The organism is Burkholderia sp. Bp9031 (assembly GCF_003857965.1).
Classification (GTDB): domain Bacteria; phylum Pseudomonadota; class Gammaproteobacteria; order Burkholderiales; family Burkholderiaceae; genus Burkholderia; species Burkholderia ambifaria_A.
Window position 1 is genome coordinate 49,579 of sequence record NZ_QTPW01000025.1, and the last position, 20,727, is coordinate 70,305.

Sequence of the window (20,727 nt, forward strand, 5' to 3'; positions counted from 1 at the left end):
ACAATAGCGCGCATGAACGCGCTCTCGATCCGGATCCTCTCCCTAGCCCTCTTCGCGGGTTTGTGCGCGACGGCCACCTACTGGGTCGTCACGCTGTCGGCCCGCGAAGCGCCGCTGCCCGCCGCCGCCGCGCGGCTGCCGATCCGCACCGAGGACGCCGCCACGCTCTTCGGCGGTCAGCTCGACAAGAATCCCGTGCAGGACATCCACCTGTTCGGCATTCTCGCGCTCGATCATGGCGGCGCCGCGATCGTCGGCATCGGCGGCGAACCGCCGCGTGCCGTGTCGCTCGGCGCCGAGGTCACGCCCGGCGCGAAGCTCGCCGAAGTCCGCAGCCGCTCGATCATCGTCGACCGCAACGGCGCCCGCGCCGAAATCCAGCTCCCCGCCAACACACCGTCCCCCGCGATCTACGTGCGTTGAACGATGGCGGCCTGACCGCCGGTCAGGCTGTCACTGCACCATATTGTTCAGCTCGATGATCGGCAGCATCACGGCCAGCACGATCACGAGCACGATGCCGCCCATCGCCAGGATCAGGAGCGGCTCGAGCAGGCTCGTCAGGAACATCGTGCGCCGCTCGAGCTCGCGCGCCTCGCCTTCCGCCGCGCGGTCGAGCATCGTCGTCACGTCGCCCGTCGCTTCGCCGGAACGGATCAGGTGCACGAGCACCGGCGGAAACGTCTTCACGTTGTTCAGCGCGCGCGACAGCGCGGAGCCTTCGCGCACGCGCACGATCGCATCGTCGATGTTCGCGCGCATCGCGCGGTTCGACAGCGTCTCGCCGGCCGCCTGCAACGCGCGCAGGATCGGCACGCCGGCCGCGGTCAGGATCCCGAGCGTGCTCGCGAAGCGCACCGTGTTGTAGCCGCGCACGAGCTTGCCCGCGAGCGGCGCGGTCAGCACCCAGCGGTCGAACGCGAGCCGCGGCCCGTCGCGCGACAGCGTCGCCTTCACGAACCACACGACGAGCGGGACCGCGATCAGGATCGCCCACCACCAGTGCCGCACGAAATCCGACAGCGCCATCATCACGATCGTCAGCAGCGGCAACTGCTGCTTGGTGCTCGCGAACACGTTGACGACCTGCGGCACGACGTAGCTCAGCAGGAACGTGACGATGCCGAACGCGATCAGCGTGACGATCCCTGGATACGTGAACGCGAGCAGGATCTTCTGCTTCAGCGCGTTGCTCTGTTCGATGTAGTCGGCCAGACGCGACAGCACGATGCCGAGCTTGCCGGTGTGCTCGCCCGCCGCGACGAGCGCGCGGTAGATTTCCGGGAAGTCGCGCGGATGCTGGCCCAGCGCATTCGCGAGCGAATGGCCGCCGAGCACCTCGGCGCGGATCGCGGCCATCAGCTCGCGGATGTAGTCGCGCTCGGCCTGCTCGGTGAGCACGCCGAGCGCCTCGTCCAGCGGCAGCCCCGCGATCAGGAGGCTCGCGAGCTGGCGCGTGAGGATCGCCTGCTCGCGCTGCGACAGCTTGCGGCCGAATGCGAGGCGCTGCGAACGCGCGCCGCGGGTCGCGCTGGCGGCCGGTTCGACCACCAGCGGCGTGAGCCCCTGCGTGCGCAGCTGGCTGCGTGCGCCGCGCGCGCTGTCGGCATCGATCACGCCTTTCTGCGCGTGCCCCGCCGAATCGATTGCTTCGAAACGGAATGCCGGCATCGCGCTATGCGCCTCCCGTCACGCGCAGCACTTCCTCGAGCGACGTCGCGCCGGCCGCGAGCCAGCGCTCGGCGTCGTCGCGCAGCGTGCGCATCCCTTCCGCGCGGCCCGCGGCGAGAATCTCCGCATCGGCCGCGTTGCGATGGATCAGCGTGCGGATCGAGTCGTCGATCACCAGCAACTCATACACGCCACGCCGGCCCGCATAGCCCGAATGCCCGCACTTGGCGCAGCCGACCGGATGCCACACGGTGCGGCCTTCCTCTTGCCGCTCTTCCTTGCAGACCGGGCAGAGCTGGCGCACCAGGCGCTGCGCGAGCACGCCGAGCAGCGACGACGCGAGCAGGTACGGCTCGACGCCCATGTCGGTCAGGCGCGTGACGGCCGATGCCGCATCGTTGGTGTGCAGCGTCGCGAGCACGAGGTGGCCCGTCAGCGATGCCTGCACCGCGATCTGCGCAGTTTCGAGGTCGCGGATTTCGCCGATCATGATCACGTCCGGGTCCTGGCGCAGGATCGAACGCAGCGCACGGGCAAAGGTCATCCCGATCCGCTCGTTCACCTGCGTCTGGCCGATGCCGGACAGGTCGTATTCGATCGGATCCTCGACGGTCATGATGTTGGTCGTCGCCGTTTCGAGCCGCGACATCGACGCGTACAGCGTCGTCGTCTTGCCCGAGCCGGTCGGGCCCGTCACCAGCACGATCCCGTGCGGGCGGCCGATCAGCTTGTCGAACTGGACGAGCGTGTCGCGGCCCATCCCGAGCGCTTCGAGGTTCAGGCGCTGCGCATCCTTTTCCAGCAGACGCAGCACCGCGCGCTCGCCGTGCCCGGTCGGCAGCGTCGACACGCGCACGTCGACCGGCCGGCCGCCGACGCGCAGCGTGATGCGGCCGTCCTGCGGCAGGCGTTTCTCGGCGATGTCGAGTTGCGCCATGATCTTGATCCGCGAGATCAGCGCGCCGTGCAGCGCCTTCTTCGGACGCACGACGTCGCGCAGCGTGCCGTCGACGCGAAACCGCACGACCGACGCATTCTCGAACGGCTCGATGTGAATGTCCGACGCCTGTTCGCGCGCCGCTTGCGTGAGCAGCGCGTTGATCATCCGGATGATCGGCGCGTCGTCTTCCGACTCGAGCAGATCCTCGACTTCGGGGATGTCCTGCATCAGCCGCGACAGGTCGACTTCGCCTTCGACCTCGCCGACGATCTGCGCCGCGCTGCCGTCCTGGCGCGCGTAGGCCTGGTTGATCGCCTGCGCGAGCTCGTCGGCCGGCACGCGGTGCACGGAGATCGAGCCGAAGTTGCGTGCGATTTCGGCGAGCGCCGCATCGTTCGTGCGTTCGCTGATCCACACCTCGAGCGTGTCGTCGAGCTGGTGCGCGATCAGCACCTGGCCGCTCTTCGCGAAGCCGTACGGCAACAGACGCGCGGCGAGCGGCGACGGCGGCTGCCGGTCGCCCGGCTCGCCGTCTTGGGGCGAGGACGCGAGCACGTCGCTCACTGCGAGGCTCCCGGCGTGGCGGTCAGCGGTTGTTGCGGCATCGACTGCTGCGGCACGCTTTGCGGCTGCGCGGGCGTCGCCTCCGGCAACGGCTGGGCCGGCACCGGCGCCACCTGGCGCTGCACCTGCTGGCGACGCATCTTGTCGAGATCGAACAGGTTGCCCGCGGCCGTGCCGCCCTGGCTCGGACCGATCGGCATCGGCGGGACGACCGGATCGTCCTTGTCGCGGATCACGTTGTTGTCCGACTTGTACGCGCCCGTCACGCCCTGGATGTAGTCGTAACGGTTCGCCGTGACTTCCTGAGCGGTGCTGCGGTCGGAGATGATCACCGGGCGCAGGAACACCATCAGGTTGGTCTTCTGCCGTTGCTTCGATTCCGAGCGGAACAACTGGCCGATCCACGGAATGTCGCCGAGCAGCGGCACCTTGCTGTTCGATACCTGGTAGTTGTCCTGCATCAAGCCGCCGAGCACGATGATCTCGCCGTTGTCCGCAAGGATCGTCGACTGGATCGAACGCTTCGTGAAGGTCGGGCCGGTCTGCGCGTTGGTGGTGCCGCTGACGACCGCCGAATCCTCAGTGTAGAGCTGCAGCTTCAGGATCCCGCCGTCGGTGATCTGCGGCTTCACGTGCAGCGTCAGGCCGACGTCGCGACGGTCGTACGTATTGAACGCGTTGCTCGTCGTACCGCTCGTCAGGTTCGAATACGAACCGGTCGCAATCGGCACGTTCTGGCCGACGACGATCTTCGCTTCCTCGTTGTCGAGCGTGATCAGGTTCGGCGTCGACAGCACGTTCGCGTCGCTCACGCCCGCGAAATACTGCAGCAGTGCGCCGAGCCCCTGCACGCCGAACATGTTGTGCAGCCAGCCGATGTTGAGGCCCTGGTTCAGGTTGGCGAGATTGGCGGCCAGTCCGGTGGTGGCCGCCGTGCCGCCCGTGGTCAGGTTGATGATGCTGTTGCCCGCCACGTTGCCGGCCGCTGCCGCCAGGTTCGTGCCGCCGAGGAACTGGCCGCTCGCGACCTGCCACTGGATGCCGAGGTTGCCCTGCGTCGTCGAGTTCAGCTCGACGATCAGCGCTTCGATATAGACCTGCGCACGGCGCGCGTCGAGCTGGTCGATCACCGAGCGCAGGTTCCGGTAGACCGGGTCCGACGCGGTGATGATCAGCGAGTTGGTTGCCGCGTCGGCCTGGATCATCCCGCCCGGCTGGTTGTCGTCGTTCTTTTCCTTGTCGCCGCCGAGCAGGCCGCCGCTGCCGATGCCGCCGCTACCCGACGCACCGCTGCCGTAGGACGACGACGAAGACGAGCCGCCGAGGCCGCCGGACGGCAGCGGCGGGGTGCCGGACGTGCCGGTCGAGAAGTTGCCGCTCGACGACGAGCCGCCGTTCTGGTTGAAGCTGTTCGCATCGTTGGACGACGCGGACGAGCCGCTGTCGTTGCCGCCCTTGCCGAGCATCCCGCGCAGCGTCTTCGCGAGCTTCACCGCATCGGCGTTGCGCAGCGGCACGACGTGCATGTTGCCAGGCACCGCACTCGGTGCGTCGAGCTGCTGCGCGAGGCGCTTCGCGGCGGCAAGGCGCGCGCCGTTCGATGCGCGCAGCATCAGCGAGTTGGTGCGCGGATCGGCCGTGACCGACACCTTCAGCGTCGCATCGCTGTTGCCGATCGCGCCCGGGTCGAGCATCTTCTGCATCTGCGCGGCAAGGTCGATCGCGTTCGCGTTGCGCAGCGGCACGACCTGAACCTGCGTGCCCGCGGCGCTGTCGATACCCGCGATGATCCGCGCGATGCGGCGCACGTTGTCCGCATAATCGGTGACGACGATCGTATTGTTCGCGGGGTACGCGGCGACCGTGTTGTTCGGCGAGATCAGCGGCCGCAGAACCGGCAGCAGGTTGTTTGCCGATTCGTTGTGCAGCTCGAACACCTGCGTGATCACCTGGTCGCCGCGCGCCTGCGGCGCATTGCCGACATAGGTCGGCACGCCCTGCAGCTTCGCATCGGCCTCGGGCACGACCTTCAGCACCCCGTGATCCTGCACGAGCGCGAAGCCCTGCATGCGCAGCGCCGATTGCAGCGTCTTGAGTGCCTGCTCTTCCGGCACCGGCCGTTCGGCCACGAGATTGAGCTGCCCCTTCACGCGGGGGTCGACGATGATGGTCTTGCCGGTTGCGGCGCCGATCGCCTTGGCGACCTGGTCGATATCCGCATTCACGAAATTGAGCGTGACCTGAGCGTAGGCGGCCTGCGAGACGATGATGCCGGCGACCATCAGGGTCGTGGCGATGCGCCGCATAACGAAGCGATTTCTTGTCATGGATAAATGGGTCGATGCCGGCTCAGGCCACTTCCGGCGGTAGTGCTGGGATCCAAGTCCTAAAGAGGCGACATTAGCAGTTTTTCATGTCCGAAATATCACATTGATCCGAGGACTGTCTCACATACGACATGTATTCGGCATGGCGTATGCAATCTGTAAGTTTTCTGCGCCGCCTCGGCATTTCGGCCAGCACCGTCGTTTTGCGACGAATCGACACGGAAATGCGGTATAAACGGGCTGCGTCTTTCGCCTGTCGGCACGGGACGGACTGTCTGTATGATACGGGCGGCGCGTTTCCAGTCGTACGTACAACAGACACGGGTTTTCCCGACTTTTTGCGTCATTTCCTTTTCGTTTCCGCCCCATGAACAGACGGTTCGCTTCGATCGCGTTGATCGCCGCCGGCGTGTGGTTCGCCTGCGGAAACGCTCGCGCGGACTGTTTCGACGAGGCCGCCCGGTACCAGAAAGTCAATCCGTTGATCCTGCGTGCGATCGCGTGGCAGGAATCGCGCAACCGGCCCGACGCGCTGAACAAGAATACGAACGGCTCGGTCGACTACGGCCTGATGCAGATCAATTCGATCCACCTGTCGGCGCTGTCGCGCTACGGCATCGGCCGCGACACGCTGATGGAGCCGTGCAAGAGCGTCTACATCGCCGCGTGGCACCTGCGCCAGAAGATGAATCGCTACGGCAACACATGGCAGGCGGTCGGTGCCTATCATTCCGAAACACCGTCGCTGCGCGACAAGTACGCGCGACAGATCGCCGGAATCCTCGCGCAGTGGAAGCTTTTGCCGCCCGTACAGTGACGCCGCGCGGCAGCACGGGCTGATGTCGTGCCGCTCGGCCGGCGCGCGTTTGATGCACAATGCGGATCTCACGCTGCGGTTTCGACCGGCTTCGGGCGACCGGCTCCGAGCCGATCGCGCCCCGTCAGGGCGCCGCGGCCGCTTTTTCATCTTTTCCGTTGGTGCAAATCGTTATGAATCCGGCAATGACCCAGCCGTTGCCCGTTACCGTGCTGTCCGGTTTCCTCGGCGCCGGCAAGACCACGCTGCTCAATCACATCCTCGCGAACCGCGCGGGCCTGAAAGTCGCCGTGATCGTCAACGATCTCGCGGCGGTCAACATCGACGCGTCGCTCGTGCGCGATGCGCAGGCGCTGTCGCACGTCGAAGAACGCCTCGTCGAGATGTCGAACGGCTGCATCTGCTGCACGTTGCGCGACGACCTGCTCGTCGAGATCCGCACGCTCGCGGCGGACGGTCGCTTCGACGCGATCGTGATCGAATCGACCGGCATCGCGGAGCCGATGCCGATCGCCGAAACCTTCACCTTCGTCGACGACGATGGTGAATCGCTGTCGAACGTCGCGCGGCTCGACACACTCGTCACCGTGGTCGACGCCTACAATTTCCTGCGCGACTACGGTTCCGACGACGCGCTCGCGACGCGCGGCATCGCCGCATCGGACGAAGACGATCGCACGCTCGTCGAACTGCTGATCGAGCAGATCGAATTCTGCGACGTGCTGGTGATCAACAAGGCCGACCTCGTCGGCGCGGACGAACTCGCGCGCCTGCAGCACATCCTCGCGCGACTCAACCCGCGTGCGCACCAGGTCGTGTCGACGTTCGGCAACGTGCCGCTCGACGAAGTGCTGAACACCGGCCGCTTCGATTTCGACGAAGCCGCGAACGCACCGGGCTGGCTCGCGTCACTCGATCACGATCACACGCATTGCGACGATCCCGAGTGCCACGATCCGCATCATGCGCATGTGCATGGCGAAGCGGACGAATTCGGCATCGGCAATTTCGTTTACCGCGCGCGCCGGCCGTTTCATCCGGCACGGCTCTGGACGCTGCTGCATCAGGAGTGGCCGGGCGTGCTGCGCAGCAAGGGCTTCTTCTGGCTTGCGACGCGCAACGACATCGCCGGTTCGCTGTCGCAGGCGGGCGGTGTGTGCCGGCATGGCCCGGCGGGTCTCTGGTGGGCCGCGCAGGATCGCGCGGAATGGCCGGACGACGACGAGCTGCTCGCTGAAATTCGCACGGAGTGGCAGGGCGATCTCGACGACCGCTCGGTTGGCGATCGCCGTCAGGAACTCGTGCTGATCGGCATCGGGCTCGATGCCGGCGCATGGCGCGCGAAGCTCGACGCATGCCTGCTCACCGATGCGGAATTCGCGCTCGGTGCGACGCAATGGACTGCGTTCGACGATCCGTTCCCGACGTGGGATATCGATGAGCACGACGACGAGGATCCCGACGCGCAGATCGTGCACGCGTAATACGCGGTAAAAAGCGACACGCGAGAAGTAACCGTTAAATCTTGCAAGAGTGGGGCGGACTGTGGCGAAAATGCTGCGCGCACCCAACAAAAAACCCGCCGAACGGCGGGTTTTTTCCTGGAACAGGCGCTGAATTAACGCTTGTTGACGGCGTCCTTGAACGCCTTGCCAGCCGTGAACTTGACCGTCTTGGCTGCCGGGATCTTGATGGTTTCGCCCGTCTTCGGGTTGCGGCCCGTACGTGCTGCGCGCTTGCCCGAACCGAAGCTGCCGAAGCCGATCAGCTGAACCGCATCACCCTTCGACACGGCCTTCTTGATGACTTCGAGCAGCGTGTCCAGCGTTTCGCCGGTTTGAGCCTTGCTGGCGCCCGTTTGGGCGGCGACGGCGTCGATCAGTTCCTGTTTGTTCATTAAGGTTCCTTTTTCAGGTTAGGTTTGACACGAACAGCGCGAACGCGCCGATTATACGTGCGCGAACCGTGCCGTCGAGAGTCAGACTCCGACAGCACAGCGCCGAATCCTGGCCCGCGCGACGTGCCGTCCGGCTTGCCGGCGGCCACCCCGCGGTACGGCGTTGCTATGATAGCGCAGCGCAAACCCAATAACGACAAGGGTTTCAAAGATTTTCATCGGTATTTCGCCGAATGAATCGTCGATTGCCCGTTTTTTGACCTGCGCCAACCGGACAGGATATGCAGCCGGGTCCAGCCGTGCGCCGCGCCGTTGGTTTTTGCCAACGACCCGCCGGACACCTCCGCGCAATCCCTTTCCAGGCTTGGCTGCCACGTTTTTTGTTTCGCATGCCAGACCGACTCGTACCCACCACGCTCGCGTTTCGCGACGACGGCGCCCTCATCTCGCCCGAGTACGGCGACATCTATCACAACGTCGCGGGCGCGCTCGCGCAGGCGAGCGACGTGTTCATCTCGGGCAACGGGCTGCCGGCGCGCTGGCAGGGCCGCCGCACGTTCACGATCGTCGAGATGGGGTTCGGCGCGGGCGCCAACTTCCTCGCGACCTGGGCCGCCTGGCGCGACGATCCCGCGCGCTGCGAGCGGCTGCATTTCGTGTCGTTCGAGAAGCATCCGTTTTCGCGCGACGACCTGCGCCGGGTGCTTTCCCATATCGTTGCCAACACAACCATATCGGCAGAGGCGGAGATGCTTGCCGATGCATGGCCGATGCTCGTTCCGGGTTTTCATCGCCTCGAATTCGACGCTGGCCGAGTCGTGCTGACGCTCGCGCTGGGCGACGCGAGCGAGATGCTGCCGAAGCTGGTCGCACGCGCCGATGCGTTCTATCTCGACGGTTTCGCGCCTGCGAAAAGCCCGGATCTATGGTCGGCCGATCTGCTTCGCGCACTCGCACGCGTGGCCGCCGAAGACGCGACCTTCGCCGCGGATTCGAGCGCGGACGTGGTGAAAAAAGCGCTCGACGAAACGGGTTTCACCTATCGAGAGAGTGCGGGACTGGCCGGCAAGTACGCGATGCTCGCCGGCGAATATGCACCGCGCTGGCGGATGCGCCGACACGAACCGCCGCGCGCATTGCCGGTTGCCGCACGCGAAGCGATCGTGATCGGTGCGGGCCTGGCAGGCTGCGCGGTGGTCGAACGGCTCGCCGCTCGCGGCTGGAACGTCACGCTGATCGAGCGGCACGAGCGGATCGCGAGCGAGGCATCGGGCAATCCGGCTGGTGTATTCCATCCGCTGATGACGCGCGACGACAACGTCGCGAGCCGTCTCACGCGCGGCGGTTTCCTGCATGCGCTCGCACGCTGGCGTGCGCTCGAAAATGCCGGCCATGCGTTCGCGCGCAGCACGCGCGGGATGATCCATCTCGCGGAATCGGCTGATGATTTCGCGCGGATGCGCGATGCGTTCGACGCGCTCGGCGCACCGTCCGACTACGTGTCGCTGCTCGACACCGATGCGGCCCGCGCGCATCTGAACCTGCCGGTCGCACACGGCGGCCTGCTGTTTCCGCACGGCGGTGCCGTATGGCCGGCCGGGGTATGCGCAGCACAATTGGCGGCAGCCGGCGAGCGCGTGAAACTGCTGCCCGGCACCGAAGTCGCGCGACTCGAGCGTGATGGCGACACGTGGCGCGCCGTCGATTCGGCAGGCGCGACACTCGCCGAAGCACCGGTCGTCGTGCTCGCGAACGCGGGTGATGCGGTGCGTCTCGCGGCGCTGCGGCATGTCGCGCTGCAACCGGTGCGCGGCCAGCTCACGCTGCTGCCGGCCGGCAGCACGGCGTCGCTGCCGTGCCCCGCGATCGGCGATGGCTATGCGGTGCCGCTCGACGACGGCACGCTGCTGATCGGCGCGACGTTCGAACCCGACGACGTCGATCCGGCGATGCGCACCGCCGGACATATCGAGAATATCGAGCGCGTCCGGCATCTGCTGCCCGGCCTGATCGGCGAACTTCCGGACGTCGATACGCTGCGCGGGCGTGTCGCGTTTCGTTGGGTCGTCGCCGATCGCGTACCGGTGATTGGCCCGCTCGCCGACGAAGCGCAGACCCTCGCGAATGCACGCGCACTGAGCGGCGCGAAAGCGCGCGACCTGCCCCGTACCGCAGGCCTCTATGGGGCATTCGGCTATGGCTCCCGCGGCCTCGTGTGGGCGGCGCTCGGCGCGGAACTGATCGCGTCGCAACTCGAAGGCGAGCCGCTGCCGCTCGAGCGCGAACTCGCCGATGCCGTCGACCCGGCCCGGTTCCTGATCCGCGCACTGCGCGGCCGCCAGATCGGCTGATCTCGTCAGCCGAAATCGCACAGTTCCTTGATTTTTCTGTGCAAGGTTATCCACGCGGTGCTGTGGATAACCGCGCGAAATCCGCACGCACTTCGTGTGCAATCACAGTGGACGTAAACTGGGCAACTCCGCACAGCTGTGAAACGGCCCGAAAGTTGCTCAACTCGAACCCCTGTGAGCAAACAGCCTGTTCAACCGGTTATGGCGGCGCCAACACCTTGATCTTGTTGCGTAAACCGAGGTTATCCACAGAACTGTGCGTGCTTTGTTAACTTCTACTATGTATATATACAAGTAAACCTTTGAAACCAAAGACCTGCGGGGCCTCACAGCGACGCGAGTCGATTCAATCGGTTCCAGAGCGAAAAAGCTGTGGCACAATCGGTTTCCTTCGCGTTCGTTCGGCCAAGCGCCGGACATGCTTCAATGGAACGGTCGGCACGATTTCGAATCTGAATCTTCGAGACTGCGCAGTCCGTTCACACACCAGGCCGACAATCCAGATCGGCAGCCTGAACGACAGTTCCGCCGGATGGCGGAAAGAGGCGGATCCCATGTCCCGCCGTCGTCGACCACAACTATCACACTCGGGGCGATACCCAGCCGGCGCGCATCTCATTTCTGACGCTTGACCCCGCGCCGCTGGCGATTGCTTCCAAAGGAGAAGTCACCACGATGAAGTCGGCGTTCTCATTCCTGCCCAACTGGCCGCTCGCGCCAGATGCCGTGTTCTGGGCCGGGCTCGCGTTGTTCGCGGCGGGCCTGTGCGGCGAGTTGTGCTATCGCGCATGGCGGTTGCCGCGCATCACCGGCTACGCGGTGATCGGCCTGATTGCCGGATCGTTCGGATTCGGCGTGATCGACGCAAGCACCGACGAAACCTCGCGGCTCCTGATCGACGTCGCGCTCGGCCTGTTGCTGTTCGAGCTCGGCAGCCGTCTCGACCTGAAATGGATACGCCGCAATCCGTGGCTCATTGCATCGAGCCTCGGGGAAGCGACGCTGACGTTCGTGCTCGTGCTGTTCGTGATGCTCGCGCTCGGCGTGTCGGGCATGGTCGCGCTCGTGCTGTCCGCGATCGCGATCGCGACGTCGCCGTCGATGGTGATCCAGCTCAAGACCGAACTGCGCGCGGAAGGGCAGGTGTCGCAGCGACTCATCACGCTGACCGCGCTGAACAGCGTGTACGCGATCGTGCTGACCAAGCTCGTGACGAGCTGGCTCCACCAGGAAGCATACGGGAACGTTTTCGCGACGATCCTGCAACCCGTCTACCTGATCGCCGGTTCGTTCATCGTCGCGTATCTGGTCGCGCGTGCGTGCAATTACCTGTTCCGCCACATGACCGCGACGATGCGCGACGAGCATTCGTTCGTCGCGCTGTTCGGGCTCGTGATGCTCGCGATCGCGGTCGCGCAGGCGCTGAAGCTGTCGACGCTGCTCACGCTGCTGCTCGCCGGCATCATCGTGAAGAACCTCGAGGCGCGTCCGCAGCTGTGGCCGGAGCATTTCGGCACGGCCGGCTGGCTGCTGACGGTGATCCTGTTCGTGCTGACGCTCACGTCGTTCACGTGGGGCGACATCGCGCTCGGCGGCCTGCTTGCGATCGCGCTGATCGTCACGCGACTCGTCGCGAAGCTGGCCGGCGTCGTCGTGTTCGCGAAGCCGAGCGGGCTCGGGATGAAGCAGGGCGTCGCGCTTGGCATTGCGCTGACACCGATGTCCGCGCTGTCGTATCTGCTCGTCGACGACACCTACCAGCTCTATCCGAATTTCGACCCGCACCTGCGCGCGATCGTGATGTGCACGATCGTGATCCTGCAGCTCATCAGCCCGTTCGTCGTGTACCGCTGCCTGTCGGCGGTCAGCGAGCGCAGCGACAGAAACTGATTCCGGAACCTGCCATGGCACTCGAAACCTTCGTCAATTCCGAGCCGTTCACGTTCGGCGTCGAACTGGAGATCCAGGTCGTCAACACGCACAACTACGACCTGACCAAGGCGGCATCCGACCTGATGCGGCTGATCCAGGGGGAGACCTTCCCTGGCAACATCACGCCGGAAATCACCGAGAGCATGATCGAGCTGTCGACCGGCATCTGCCACTCGCACGAGCAGGCAGTCTCCGAGCTGCATGCGATCCGCGACGTGCTCGTGAAGGCGGCCGACCAGCTCAATGTCGGGCTGGCCGGCGGCGGCACGCACGCGTTCCAGCAGTGGAGCGACCGGCAGATCTACGACGCGCCGCGCTTCCAGTACATCTCCGAGCTGTACGGCTATCTCGCCAAGCAGTTCACCGTGTTCGGCCAGCACGTGCACATCGGCTGTCCCGATCCGGACAGCGCGCTGTTCCTGCTGCACTCGATGTCGCGCTTCATTCCGCACTTCATCGCGCTATCCGCGTCGTCGCCGTTCGTGCAGAACGTCGACACCGGCTTCCATTCGGCGCGCCTGAATTCGGTATTCGCGTTCCCGCTGTCGGGCCGCGCGCCGTTCGTGCTGACCTGGGACAGCTTCGAGGAGTACTTCACGAAGATGGTCAACACGGGCGTCGTCAACTCGATGAAGGACTTCTACTGGGACATCCGGCCGAAGCCCGGCTACGGGACGATCGAGGTGCGGGTGATGGACACGCCGCTGTCGGTCGACCGCGCGGCCGCGATCGCGTGCTACATCCAGACGCTCGCGCGCTACCTGCTGACCGACCGGCCGCTGAAGCTGTCGGAGGACGACTATCTCGTCTACACATTCAACCGTTTCGAAGCGTGCCGCTTCGGGCTCGAGGGCACCTGCGTCAATCCTCAGACAGGTGAGCGCCGCACGATCGCGGAAGACATCCTCGACACGCTCGACCGGATCGCGCCGCATGCGGCCGCGCTCGGCTCGCGCGCGGCGCTCGACGAGATCGGCGCGCTTGCGAAGGCGCGCGTGAATGACGCATCGTGGTTGAGAACCGTTTTCAAACAGGAAAAATCGCTGAACGAGACGGTTCGCCAGCAGTGCCTGCGCTGGCGCGAATGAAAAAATGTTTTGCAGATTACAGGCTCGACCGCGCGGCGATTCGCTGAACGCCGGTCGGCGCCGATTCGCGGGCGGCGCGTCGCCAGTCGTCCTGAAAATCTGTGGATAACCCGATATTCTGCTTCAAAGTCAACGCTCTGCGGGATGGATAACCCGGTGGACTCGGGCCACCGCCACGATGGCCGATCCGAACAGGAAAATGCTTGCACGTGGTGCCGTGGGGCCGGCAGAGATTGCCGGCACAACGAAAAAATCGGGTTATCCAGCGATTTTCCACAGAATGAAGGGGATAACTTAGCTGTGCGATTTTCCGCTCTCGCTTAGAATGTCGGCTTTGCGGACACCGGAACGACGTGTGTCTCACCGGTCGCCGCGAACGCGACCGCCGCGTGTGCCTCGCGACGGCCGTGTCGACGCTCTTCAACGAGCGTCTGTTTTGAGATAGACATTCGATCTCCACACTACGGCTGCTCGGCAATCCGGGCGGCGGCAAAGCGAAAAGACTATGAGCGAAGGCGTTTACGGGAATCAGGCTTCGGGACGTGTGACCCACAGCTTGCTGCGGTTGAGTACGGCCATGCGGAGCCAGGCATGGGATTGGGCGGAAGGCGCTGGCCTCACGCCGACGCAGGGCGAGATCCTCGTGTTGCTGCTGCAACGCAAGGGTCCGATGCGGCTCGGCGAGATCGCGCGCGAGACGCAGCTCACCGCTGCGACCACCAGCGATGCGGTCAGCACGCTCGAAACGAAGGGGCTCGTCGAGAAGCGTCGCGCACTGGACGACGGCCGTGCGCTCGCCGTGCGCCTGTCGGCCCGCGGCCGTACCGCGGCGAAGAAGGCGCTGCAATGGCCGGAATTCCTGACGAAAGCGGTCGGCAAACTCGGCGCGGACGAGCAGGGCACGCTGTACCGCGCGCTGCTGAAGACGCTGCGCGAACTGCAGGTGGCCGGTGTGACGCCGCCGCAGCGCATGTGCCTGACGTGCGCCCATTTCCAGCCGGGCAAGCAGTCGAAGAAGACCATGCATTACTGCGCGGCGCTCGACCTGTCGATGGCCGACAGCGATCTGCGTCTCGACTGTTCGGTGCAGGAAGAAGCCGACGCGGCGACGCAAAAGAAGACCTGGAAGGTGTTCGCCGGCTGACGTCCGTCGATCGACCGGGAGGCCGATGATGAACGCTGAAGTGGTGGCGATCCGCCACGTGCATTTCGAGGACCTCGGCAGTTTCGAGCAGGTGCTCGGGGAGCGCGGGCGGCGGGTGCGCTATGTCGACGTCGGATCGTCGCGCGTCGAAGTGCTCGACGCGCTCCAGCCGTCGCTGCTCGTGGTGCTCGGCGGGCCGCTCAGCGTGTACGACGACGCGCAGTATCCGTCGATCGCACCGCTCGCGGCGCTCGTGCGCCAGCGCATCGACGCAGGGCTGCCGATCCTCGGCATCTGCCTGGGTGCGCAGTTCATCGCCCGCGCGCTCGGTGCGCGCGTCTATCCGGCCGCACAGAAGGAGCTCGGCTGGGCGCCGCTGACGCTCACCGACGCGGGCCGCGCGTCGCCGCTGCGCCATCTCGACGGTGCGGCGACCTCGGTGCTGCACTGGCACGGCGATACGTTCGACCTGCCGGGCGGCGCGATCCATCTCGCGTCGACACCGGTATGTCGCCACCAGGCGTTCGCGTGGGGGCAGCACGTGCTGGCGCTGCAATGCCATCCGGAAATCCGCACCGACCGCTTCGAACCCTGGCTGATCGGCAACGCCGGCGAAATCGCGTCGACGCCCGGCATCGACGCGTGCCGGCTGCGTGCGGACACCGTGCAGCACGGCCCCGTGCTGGAGACGGCCGCGCGACGCATGTTCGCGGAGTGGCTCGACAGCGTCGGGCTTTGATCCCGGGCGTGCGGCCCCGCGCGTGACCGGTCCGCAGGCAAGGCCGGCTGGTGCGCCGCTGCCTGCCGCGCGCGCTGCATCGCCATCGCAGCCGACTTCACGCCGGCGCTACCTGACCATCCGCTTACTGCCAGACCGGCTGCCAGCAGGCTTCGGGCGTGCATGCTACGCTCGTCCGCTCTTTCCCTTTCCTGGCGAGCGGCACCCATGACTGCGCTGTTTTCTCCGTTCACGCTGCGCGGCGTGACCCTTCCGAACCGGATCGTGATCTCCCCGATGTGCCAGTACTCGGCCGAGCGCGGCGAGGCGACCGACTGGCACACGATTCACCTCGGCCATCTCGCGCTGTCCGGCGCGGGCCTGCTCTGCATCGAAGCGACCGCCGTCGAACCCGACGGGCGCATCACGGCCGGCGACCTCGGCCTGTGGGACGACGTGACCGAAGCGGCGCTCAAGCCCGTGCTGGCGTCGATTAGTAAGCATTCGCCGGTCCGCATCGCGATGCAGCTATCGCATGCGGGGCGCAAGGCATCGAGCGAGGTGCCCTGGAAGGGCGGTCAGCTCGTATCCGTCGCCGATGGCGGCTGGCTGCCGCATGCGCCGTCGGCGTTGCCGCACAAGGACGGCGAGACGCCGCCGCTCGCGCTCGATGCGGCCGGCCTGAACCGGATCCGCGAAGCGTTCGCGGCCGCCGCGAAGCGTGCCGCGCGCCTCGGCATCGATGCGATCGAGGTGCATGCGGCGCACGGCTACCTGCTGCACCAGTTCCTGTCGCCGATCGCGAACCAGCGCACCGACGAATACGGCGGCTCGCGCGAGAACCGGATGCGCTTTCCGCTCGAGATCTTCGAGATCGTGCGCGCGGCGTTTCCGGAGGACCGGCCGGTCGGCGTGCGTGTGTCGGCGACCGACTGGGTCGAGGGCGGCTGGGAACTCGACGACACGATCGCGTTCGCGCACGAACTGAAGCAACGCGGCTGCGACTGGATCGACGTGTCGTCCGGCGGCGTGTCGCCGCTGCAGAAGATTCCGCTATCGCCCGGCTACCAGGTGCCGTTCGCGCAGGCTGTGAAGCGCGCGGTCGGGATGCCGACGATCGCGGTCGGCCTCATTAACGAGCCCGCGCATGCGAACCGGCTGATCGAGGCTGGCGATGCCGATTTCGTCGCGATGGCGCGTGCGATGCTGTACGACCCGCGCTGGCCGTGGCATGCGGCCGCCGAGCTCGGCGCGCGGGTGTCGGCGCCGCCGCAGTACTGGCGTTCGCAGCCGCGCGAACACAAGGCGTTGTTCGGCGACATCGCATTCGGCCAGCGTTGAGCGTCATGCGCGCGATATTGCGTGCGATGTTGAACGAAGCAATCGCGAACATGTAGGATGCGGGTGATTCGCCGCATGCCCCGATGCGGCACCGACCGGTGCCGCGTTTTCGTTTTGCGCGACGCAGGGCCGTGACCGCGGCCGTCTTCCATTCAAGTCGTCTTCACAAGGATTCGTTCGATGAGTTCACGCAGGATCGCGGTGCGCCGCTCGGGAGTACACGGCAAGGGCGTGTTCGCGGTGGAGCCGATCAAGGCCGGCGAGCGCGTAGTGGAATACAAGGGCGAGCGAATTTCGTGGAAGGAAGCGCTGCGTCGCCACCCGCACGACCCGAACGAGCCGAACCATACGTTCTACTTCGCACTGGAAGAGGGCGGCGTGATCGACGGCAAGGTCGACGGCAACAGCGCGCGCTGGATCAACCATTCGTGCGCGCCGAACTGCGAGGCCGAGGAGATCAAGGGCCGCGTGTTCATCCACGCGCTGCGCGACATCGGACCGGAAGAAGAGCTGTTCTACGACTATGGCCTCGTGATCGACGAGAAGCTGACGAAGAAGCTCAAGCGCGAATACGCGTGCCATTGCGGCGCCGCTGCGTGCCGCGGCACGCTGCTCGCGACGCCGGACGACGACGGCAAGAAGAAAAAGAAGGACAAGAAAAAGAAGAAGTGACCGCAGTGGCCGCGCATCCTGCGCGGCTGCTCCACCGGCCGGCTGCCGCGCGCCAACGTGCCACGCGGCCGGTGTTTACTCCTTTCCGATGTGCGCGCCGCGCGCGACTCAGTGCGTCGGCGCGGCGGCCGGCGTTTCGCTCGCCGGCTTCTCGGTGCGTTTGGCGAGCGGTACCCGCACCACGAAGCGCGAGCCGCCTTCCGCTGCATCCTCATACGACACCGTGCCACCATGCATCGCGATGATGTCGTGCACGATGGCAAGCCCGAGCCCGGCACCCGTCTCGACGCCGTTGCCGTTTTGCGCATCGCCGCGGAAGAAACGCTTGAACAGGTCGGCCTGCTGATTGGCCGGCACGCCGGGGCCGTTGTCCTCGACGACGATCTCGGCGGCCAGCTGGCCGTCCTCGAGCGCGCCGCGCGCGACGTTTACCGTGATCCGCGCCCCGTCCGGGCGGGCGAGCGGCACGTATTTCAGCGCGTTGTCGAGCAGGTTCGCGATCACTTCGCGCAGCAGAACAGGATTGCCGCGAACGTTCAGCGTTTCGTCTTCACCGGGATCGTCGCTGCGCTGGAAGCCGAGGTCGACATGCGACGCGAGTGCGCGCGGCACCCACTCGGCACCCGTCTCGAACGCCATCGCGGCGAGGTCGACGTCGACGAAACGCGCGGCCTGTTCGCCCGGCTCCGCCCGTGCGAGCGACAGCAGCTGGTTCGACAGCCGCACCGCTCGGTCGGCGGCCGCGCGCAGTTCGCGCACCGCGGCGTAGGTCTGCTGCGGGTCGCGCGCGACGGCGGCCTGCTCGGCATGCAGCTTCACGGCCGTGAGCGGCGTGCGCAACTGGTGCGCCGCATCGGCGATGAACTTGCGCTGCGCGTCGAGCGCGGTCTTCAGGCGGCCGAGCAGCGCATTCATCGCGCTCGTCAGCGGCCGGATCTCGAGCGGCACGTCGGTTTCGTCGACCGGCTCCAGCGACGTGTGGGTCTGGCGGTTCAGCGAATCGGCGAGATGCGTGAGCGGGCCGAGCTGCTGGTTCACGACGCGCCATACGATGCCCCAGCCCGCGAGCAGCAACAGCAGCAGCGGCATCATGATCGCGACGAGGAATTCGGCGGCGATCCGGTAGCGGTGCCGCACCGGCTGCGCGACCTCGACCACCATCGGCCGGCCGCCCTCGACGTTGTCGACGCGCACCTGCGCGACTCGCACCGCGCGGTTGTCGTACTCGGCCTCGAATACATAAGCGTGATGCATGCGGCGCACGTTGATGCCCCGCAGCGGCAGTTTCGGATCGCCGGCGAGCTCCTCCTCGCCGTCGCTGATCCGGTAGATCAGCGCCTCGGCCGGATCGGAGAACATTGCCTGCGCGAGCGGCGGCACCGTGAACGGCGCGTCGGGGCCGGCGATCTGGATCTGTTTGGAGATGGCGGTCGCGAGATCGGCGAGCGAGCGGTCGATCACGTGTTGCGTGTATTGCCACGCGAGCCAGTAGGCGATCAGGCCGCTCATCAGCGCGAGCATCGACAGCGGCGCGGCGAGGCGCCTGAGCAGCGAGCGGCGCAGGCTGGTGGTGACAGCCGGATCAGAAGACATTTCGACGGGCAAATGGATAAGCGCCGCTCACGGGGGAGCGGCGCGGTCGTGCGTCGGATGGCGCGACGCGGGCAGGGCAGCACGCCGGCGGCACGGCACGCGGCAAGCCGGCCGGCGCGCGGCGCCGCTCAGACGCTCGCGGTCTGGCGGATTTCCTGCAGCAGGTAGCCGAAGCCGCGCACCGTGACGATCTCGACACGGCACTGCTCGAGTTTCTTGCGCACCCGGTGCACGTAGACTTCGATCGCGGTGTCGCCGAGATCGCCGCCGAAGTGCGTGAGGTGATCCTGCAGCTGGGCCTTGCTGACGACGCGGCCGTGACGCAGCAGCAGCATTTCGAGCACTGCGAATTCGCGCGGCGACAGTTCCAGCGGCTTGTCGTCGTTGAAGATGCGGCGATCGACGCCCGACAGGCGGACGCCACCGAGCGACACTTCCGGACGCGGCATGTCGCTGTGCGGGCCGCTGCGGCGCATCACCGCGCGAATGCGCGCTTCGAGCTCGGCCGGTTCGAACGGCTTGAGCATGTAGTCGTCGGCGCCGGAGTTCAGGCCCTGGATCCGGTCGTTCAGTTCGTCGCGCGCGGTCAGCACGATGACGGGCGTGTGGCGGTTGGTCTGGCGGAAACGCGTGAGCAGCGTCATCCCGTCGATGCCCGGCAGGCCGAGGTCGAGGATCACGAGTTCGTGGCGGTTTTGCGCCAGCGCCTGTTCGGCAAAGATGCCGTCATGCACCATGTCGACGGTGAAGCCAGCCTGCTCGAGGCTGCTCTGGATACCGCGTGCAATGGGGCGGTCGTCTTCGATCAGAAGGAGTCGCATGAAGTTCGCTCAAGTACAATGGGTTGGCGGTTCAGGCACGCGGACAGCACGACGCCGTTTCCACAGGGGCGCCGCATCGCCTGACATCAAGCATGGCGGCCAGCGAACGATTAAATCCAATCATGTCCGATATTTCGATCCACGACCTCGAAGCCGCGATCAATTTCTGGCGCGCCCGCTCGCCGTCGAGCGGCGACGAACTCAAACTCTGCGAAGAGGCCAGCGCGCTCTCCAAGCCGTATGCGCTGCTGATTGTACAGCGCGGAAGCGCGCTGCAACTGGAAGGTTTGGACCCCAAGGCGCGGAAAGCGTACGAGACTTACGTGCGCCTTAAGGATGGCTTGGAAAGCTGAAGGCTTTCGCTGAGTACATCCTAGAAAACGTTCATCAAAATGAAAAGTTGACGCGCCGCGCATCGAAAGACGCGCGGCGGTAGAGGAAGGTGTCAGGCGGCTGGTTCGGTGTGCGCGCACACCTTGTCGATGAATTGCGCGAGCGTGATGTCGCGCTCGGTCAGGCCGTCCGCGTCGTGGGTCGACAGCGTCACGTCGACGCGGTTGTACACGTTGAACCATTCCGGATGGTGGTTCATTTCCTGCGCCCTGATCGCGACGCGCGTCATGAAGCCGAAGGCCTCGTTGAAATCGGCGAAGCGCAGGCTGCGCTGGATCGCGTCGCGGCCCGGCACGGCCGTCCAGTGCGGCAGGCCTTCGAGCAGGGTCTTGCGTTCTTCCGATGTGAGCTTGTGGATCATGTTGCACCTCGTTCAGTGACGGTGCCCGCGCGCGGGCAAAGGCCGCGGCGAAGCCGGTACCGTTCATTGTTTCATAGTTGAGCGACGGGCATCCGGG

18 protein-coding genes are annotated in these 20,727 nt (G+C 65.9%); 11 read left to right on the top strand and 7 right to left on the bottom strand.

Features of this window, described 5'->3' with window-relative positions:
* Positions 1–12: 12 nt before the first annotated feature.
* Positions 13–423, top strand: coding sequence for a type II secretion system protein N (locus DIE15_RS26620; protein ID WP_124834754.1), 411 nt, complete (start codon positions 13–15; stop codon positions 421–423).
* 30 nt (positions 424–453) lie between these two features.
* Here the strand turns inward: DIE15_RS26620 and gspF are convergent, their stop codons facing one another.
* Genes gspF through gspD form a run of 3 tightly spaced genes read right to left on the bottom strand, consistent with a single transcriptional unit; the run spans position 454 to position 5,502 of the window.
* Positions 454–1,671, bottom strand: a complete 1,218-nt coding sequence (gene gspF / locus DIE15_RS26625) for a type II secretion system inner membrane protein GspF (RefSeq protein WP_124834755.1) — start codon at positions 1,669–1,671, stop codon at positions 454–456.
* A gap of 4 nt (positions 1,672–1,675) precedes the next feature.
* Positions 1,676–3,175, bottom strand: a complete 1,500-nt coding sequence (gene gspE / locus DIE15_RS26630; protein ID WP_124834756.1) for a type II secretion system ATPase GspE — start codon at positions 3,173–3,175, stop codon at positions 1,676–1,678.
* Complete coding sequence (gspD, locus tag DIE15_RS26635; protein WP_057927982.1) at positions 3,172–5,502, bottom strand: type II secretion system secretin GspD; 2,331 nt, start codon at positions 5,500–5,502, stop codon at positions 3,172–3,174. Before gspD ends, gspE begins: the two co-directional genes overlap by 4 nt.
* 367 nt (positions 5,503–5,869) lie before the next feature.
* Between gspD and DIE15_RS26640 the strand changes: the two genes are divergently transcribed.
* Positions 5,870–6,319: a lytic transglycosylase domain-containing protein gene (locus tag DIE15_RS26640; protein ID WP_057927981.1), complete on the top strand. Its 450-nt coding sequence runs from the start codon at positions 5,870–5,872 to the stop codon at positions 6,317–6,319.
* Positions 6,320–6,492: 173 nt separating this feature from the next.
* Positions 6,493–7,803 (top strand): GTP-binding protein, encoded by a 1,311-nt coding sequence (locus DIE15_RS26645; protein ID WP_124834757.1) that lies wholly within the window; start codon positions 6,493–6,495, stop codon positions 7,801–7,803.
* A gap of 134 nt (positions 7,804–7,937) precedes the next feature.
* Here DIE15_RS26645 and DIE15_RS26650 read toward each other — a convergent pair whose 3' ends face one another.
* On the bottom strand, positions 7,938–8,216 hold the full coding sequence (locus DIE15_RS26650) for an HU family DNA-binding protein (protein ID WP_006401505.1): 279 nt from the start codon (positions 8,214–8,216) through the stop codon (positions 7,938–7,940).
* 389 nt (positions 8,217–8,605) lie between these two features.
* Here DIE15_RS26650 and mnmC point away from each other — a divergent pair, with 389 nt between their 5' ends.
* From mnmC to DIE15_RS26700, 7 genes are all read left to right on the top strand, one after another.
* Positions 8,606–10,567 (top strand): bifunctional tRNA (5-methylaminomethyl-2-thiouridine)(34)-methyltransferase MnmD/FAD-dependent 5-carboxymethylaminomethyl-2-thiouridine(34) oxidoreductase MnmC, encoded by a 1,962-nt coding sequence (gene mnmC, locus DIE15_RS26655; RefSeq protein WP_124834758.1) that lies wholly within the window; start codon positions 8,606–8,608, stop codon positions 10,565–10,567.
* A 675-nt stretch (positions 10,568–11,242) separates the two neighbouring features.
* Complete coding sequence (locus DIE15_RS26670) at positions 11,243–12,457, top strand: cation:proton antiporter (protein WP_057927978.1); 1,215 nt, start codon at positions 11,243–11,245, stop codon at positions 12,455–12,457.
* Positions 12,458–12,471: 14 nt separating this feature from the next.
* Positions 12,472–13,587, top strand: coding sequence for a YbdK family carboxylate-amine ligase (locus DIE15_RS26675; protein ID WP_006490006.1), 1,116 nt, complete (start codon positions 12,472–12,474; stop codon positions 13,585–13,587).
* 505 nt (positions 13,588–14,092) lie between these two features.
* Positions 14,093–14,731, top strand: coding sequence for a MarR family winged helix-turn-helix transcriptional regulator (locus tag DIE15_RS26685; protein ID WP_124834759.1), 639 nt, complete (start codon positions 14,093–14,095; stop codon positions 14,729–14,731).
* A gap of 28 nt (positions 14,732–14,759) precedes the next feature.
* Positions 14,760–15,470 carry a glutamine amidotransferase gene (locus DIE15_RS26690; protein WP_124834774.1) on the top strand — a complete coding sequence of 237 codons (711 nt, stop codon included), beginning with the start codon at positions 14,760–14,762 and terminating at the stop codon, positions 15,468–15,470.
* A gap of 207 nt (positions 15,471–15,677) precedes the next feature.
* Positions 15,678–16,790, top strand: coding sequence for an NADH:flavin oxidoreductase/NADH oxidase (locus DIE15_RS26695; protein WP_124834760.1), 1,113 nt, complete (start codon positions 15,678–15,680; stop codon positions 16,788–16,790).
* A gap of 180 nt (positions 16,791–16,970) precedes the next feature.
* Complete coding sequence (locus tag DIE15_RS26700; protein ID WP_124834761.1) at positions 16,971–17,462, top strand: SET domain-containing protein; 492 nt, start codon at positions 16,971–16,973, stop codon at positions 17,460–17,462.
* A gap of 108 nt (positions 17,463–17,570) precedes the next feature.
* Here DIE15_RS26700 and DIE15_RS26705 read toward each other — a convergent pair whose 3' ends face one another.
* Entirely contained in the window at positions 17,571–19,055 is a 1,485-nt protein-coding gene (locus DIE15_RS26705; protein ID WP_057927974.1) for a sensor histidine kinase, read from the bottom strand.
* Between the two features lie 128 nt (positions 19,056–19,183).
* On the bottom strand, positions 19,184–19,876 hold the full coding sequence (locus DIE15_RS26710; protein ID WP_006401494.1) for a response regulator transcription factor: 693 nt from the start codon (positions 19,874–19,876) through the stop codon (positions 19,184–19,186).
* Between the two features lie 122 nt (positions 19,877–19,998).
* On the opposite strand from DIE15_RS26710, the gene DIE15_RS26715 reads away from it, so the two are divergent.
* Complete coding sequence (locus DIE15_RS26715) at positions 19,999–20,229, top strand: DUF3717 domain-containing protein (RefSeq protein WP_009691787.1); 231 nt, start codon at positions 19,999–20,001, stop codon at positions 20,227–20,229.
* 92 nt (positions 20,230–20,321) lie between these two features.
* Here the strand turns inward: DIE15_RS26715 and DIE15_RS26720 are convergent, their stop codons facing one another.
* Complete coding sequence (locus tag DIE15_RS26720) at positions 20,322–20,630, bottom strand: 4a-hydroxytetrahydrobiopterin dehydratase (protein ID WP_057927973.1); 309 nt, start codon at positions 20,628–20,630, stop codon at positions 20,322–20,324.
* Between the last annotated feature and the right edge of the window lie 97 nt (positions 20,631–20,727).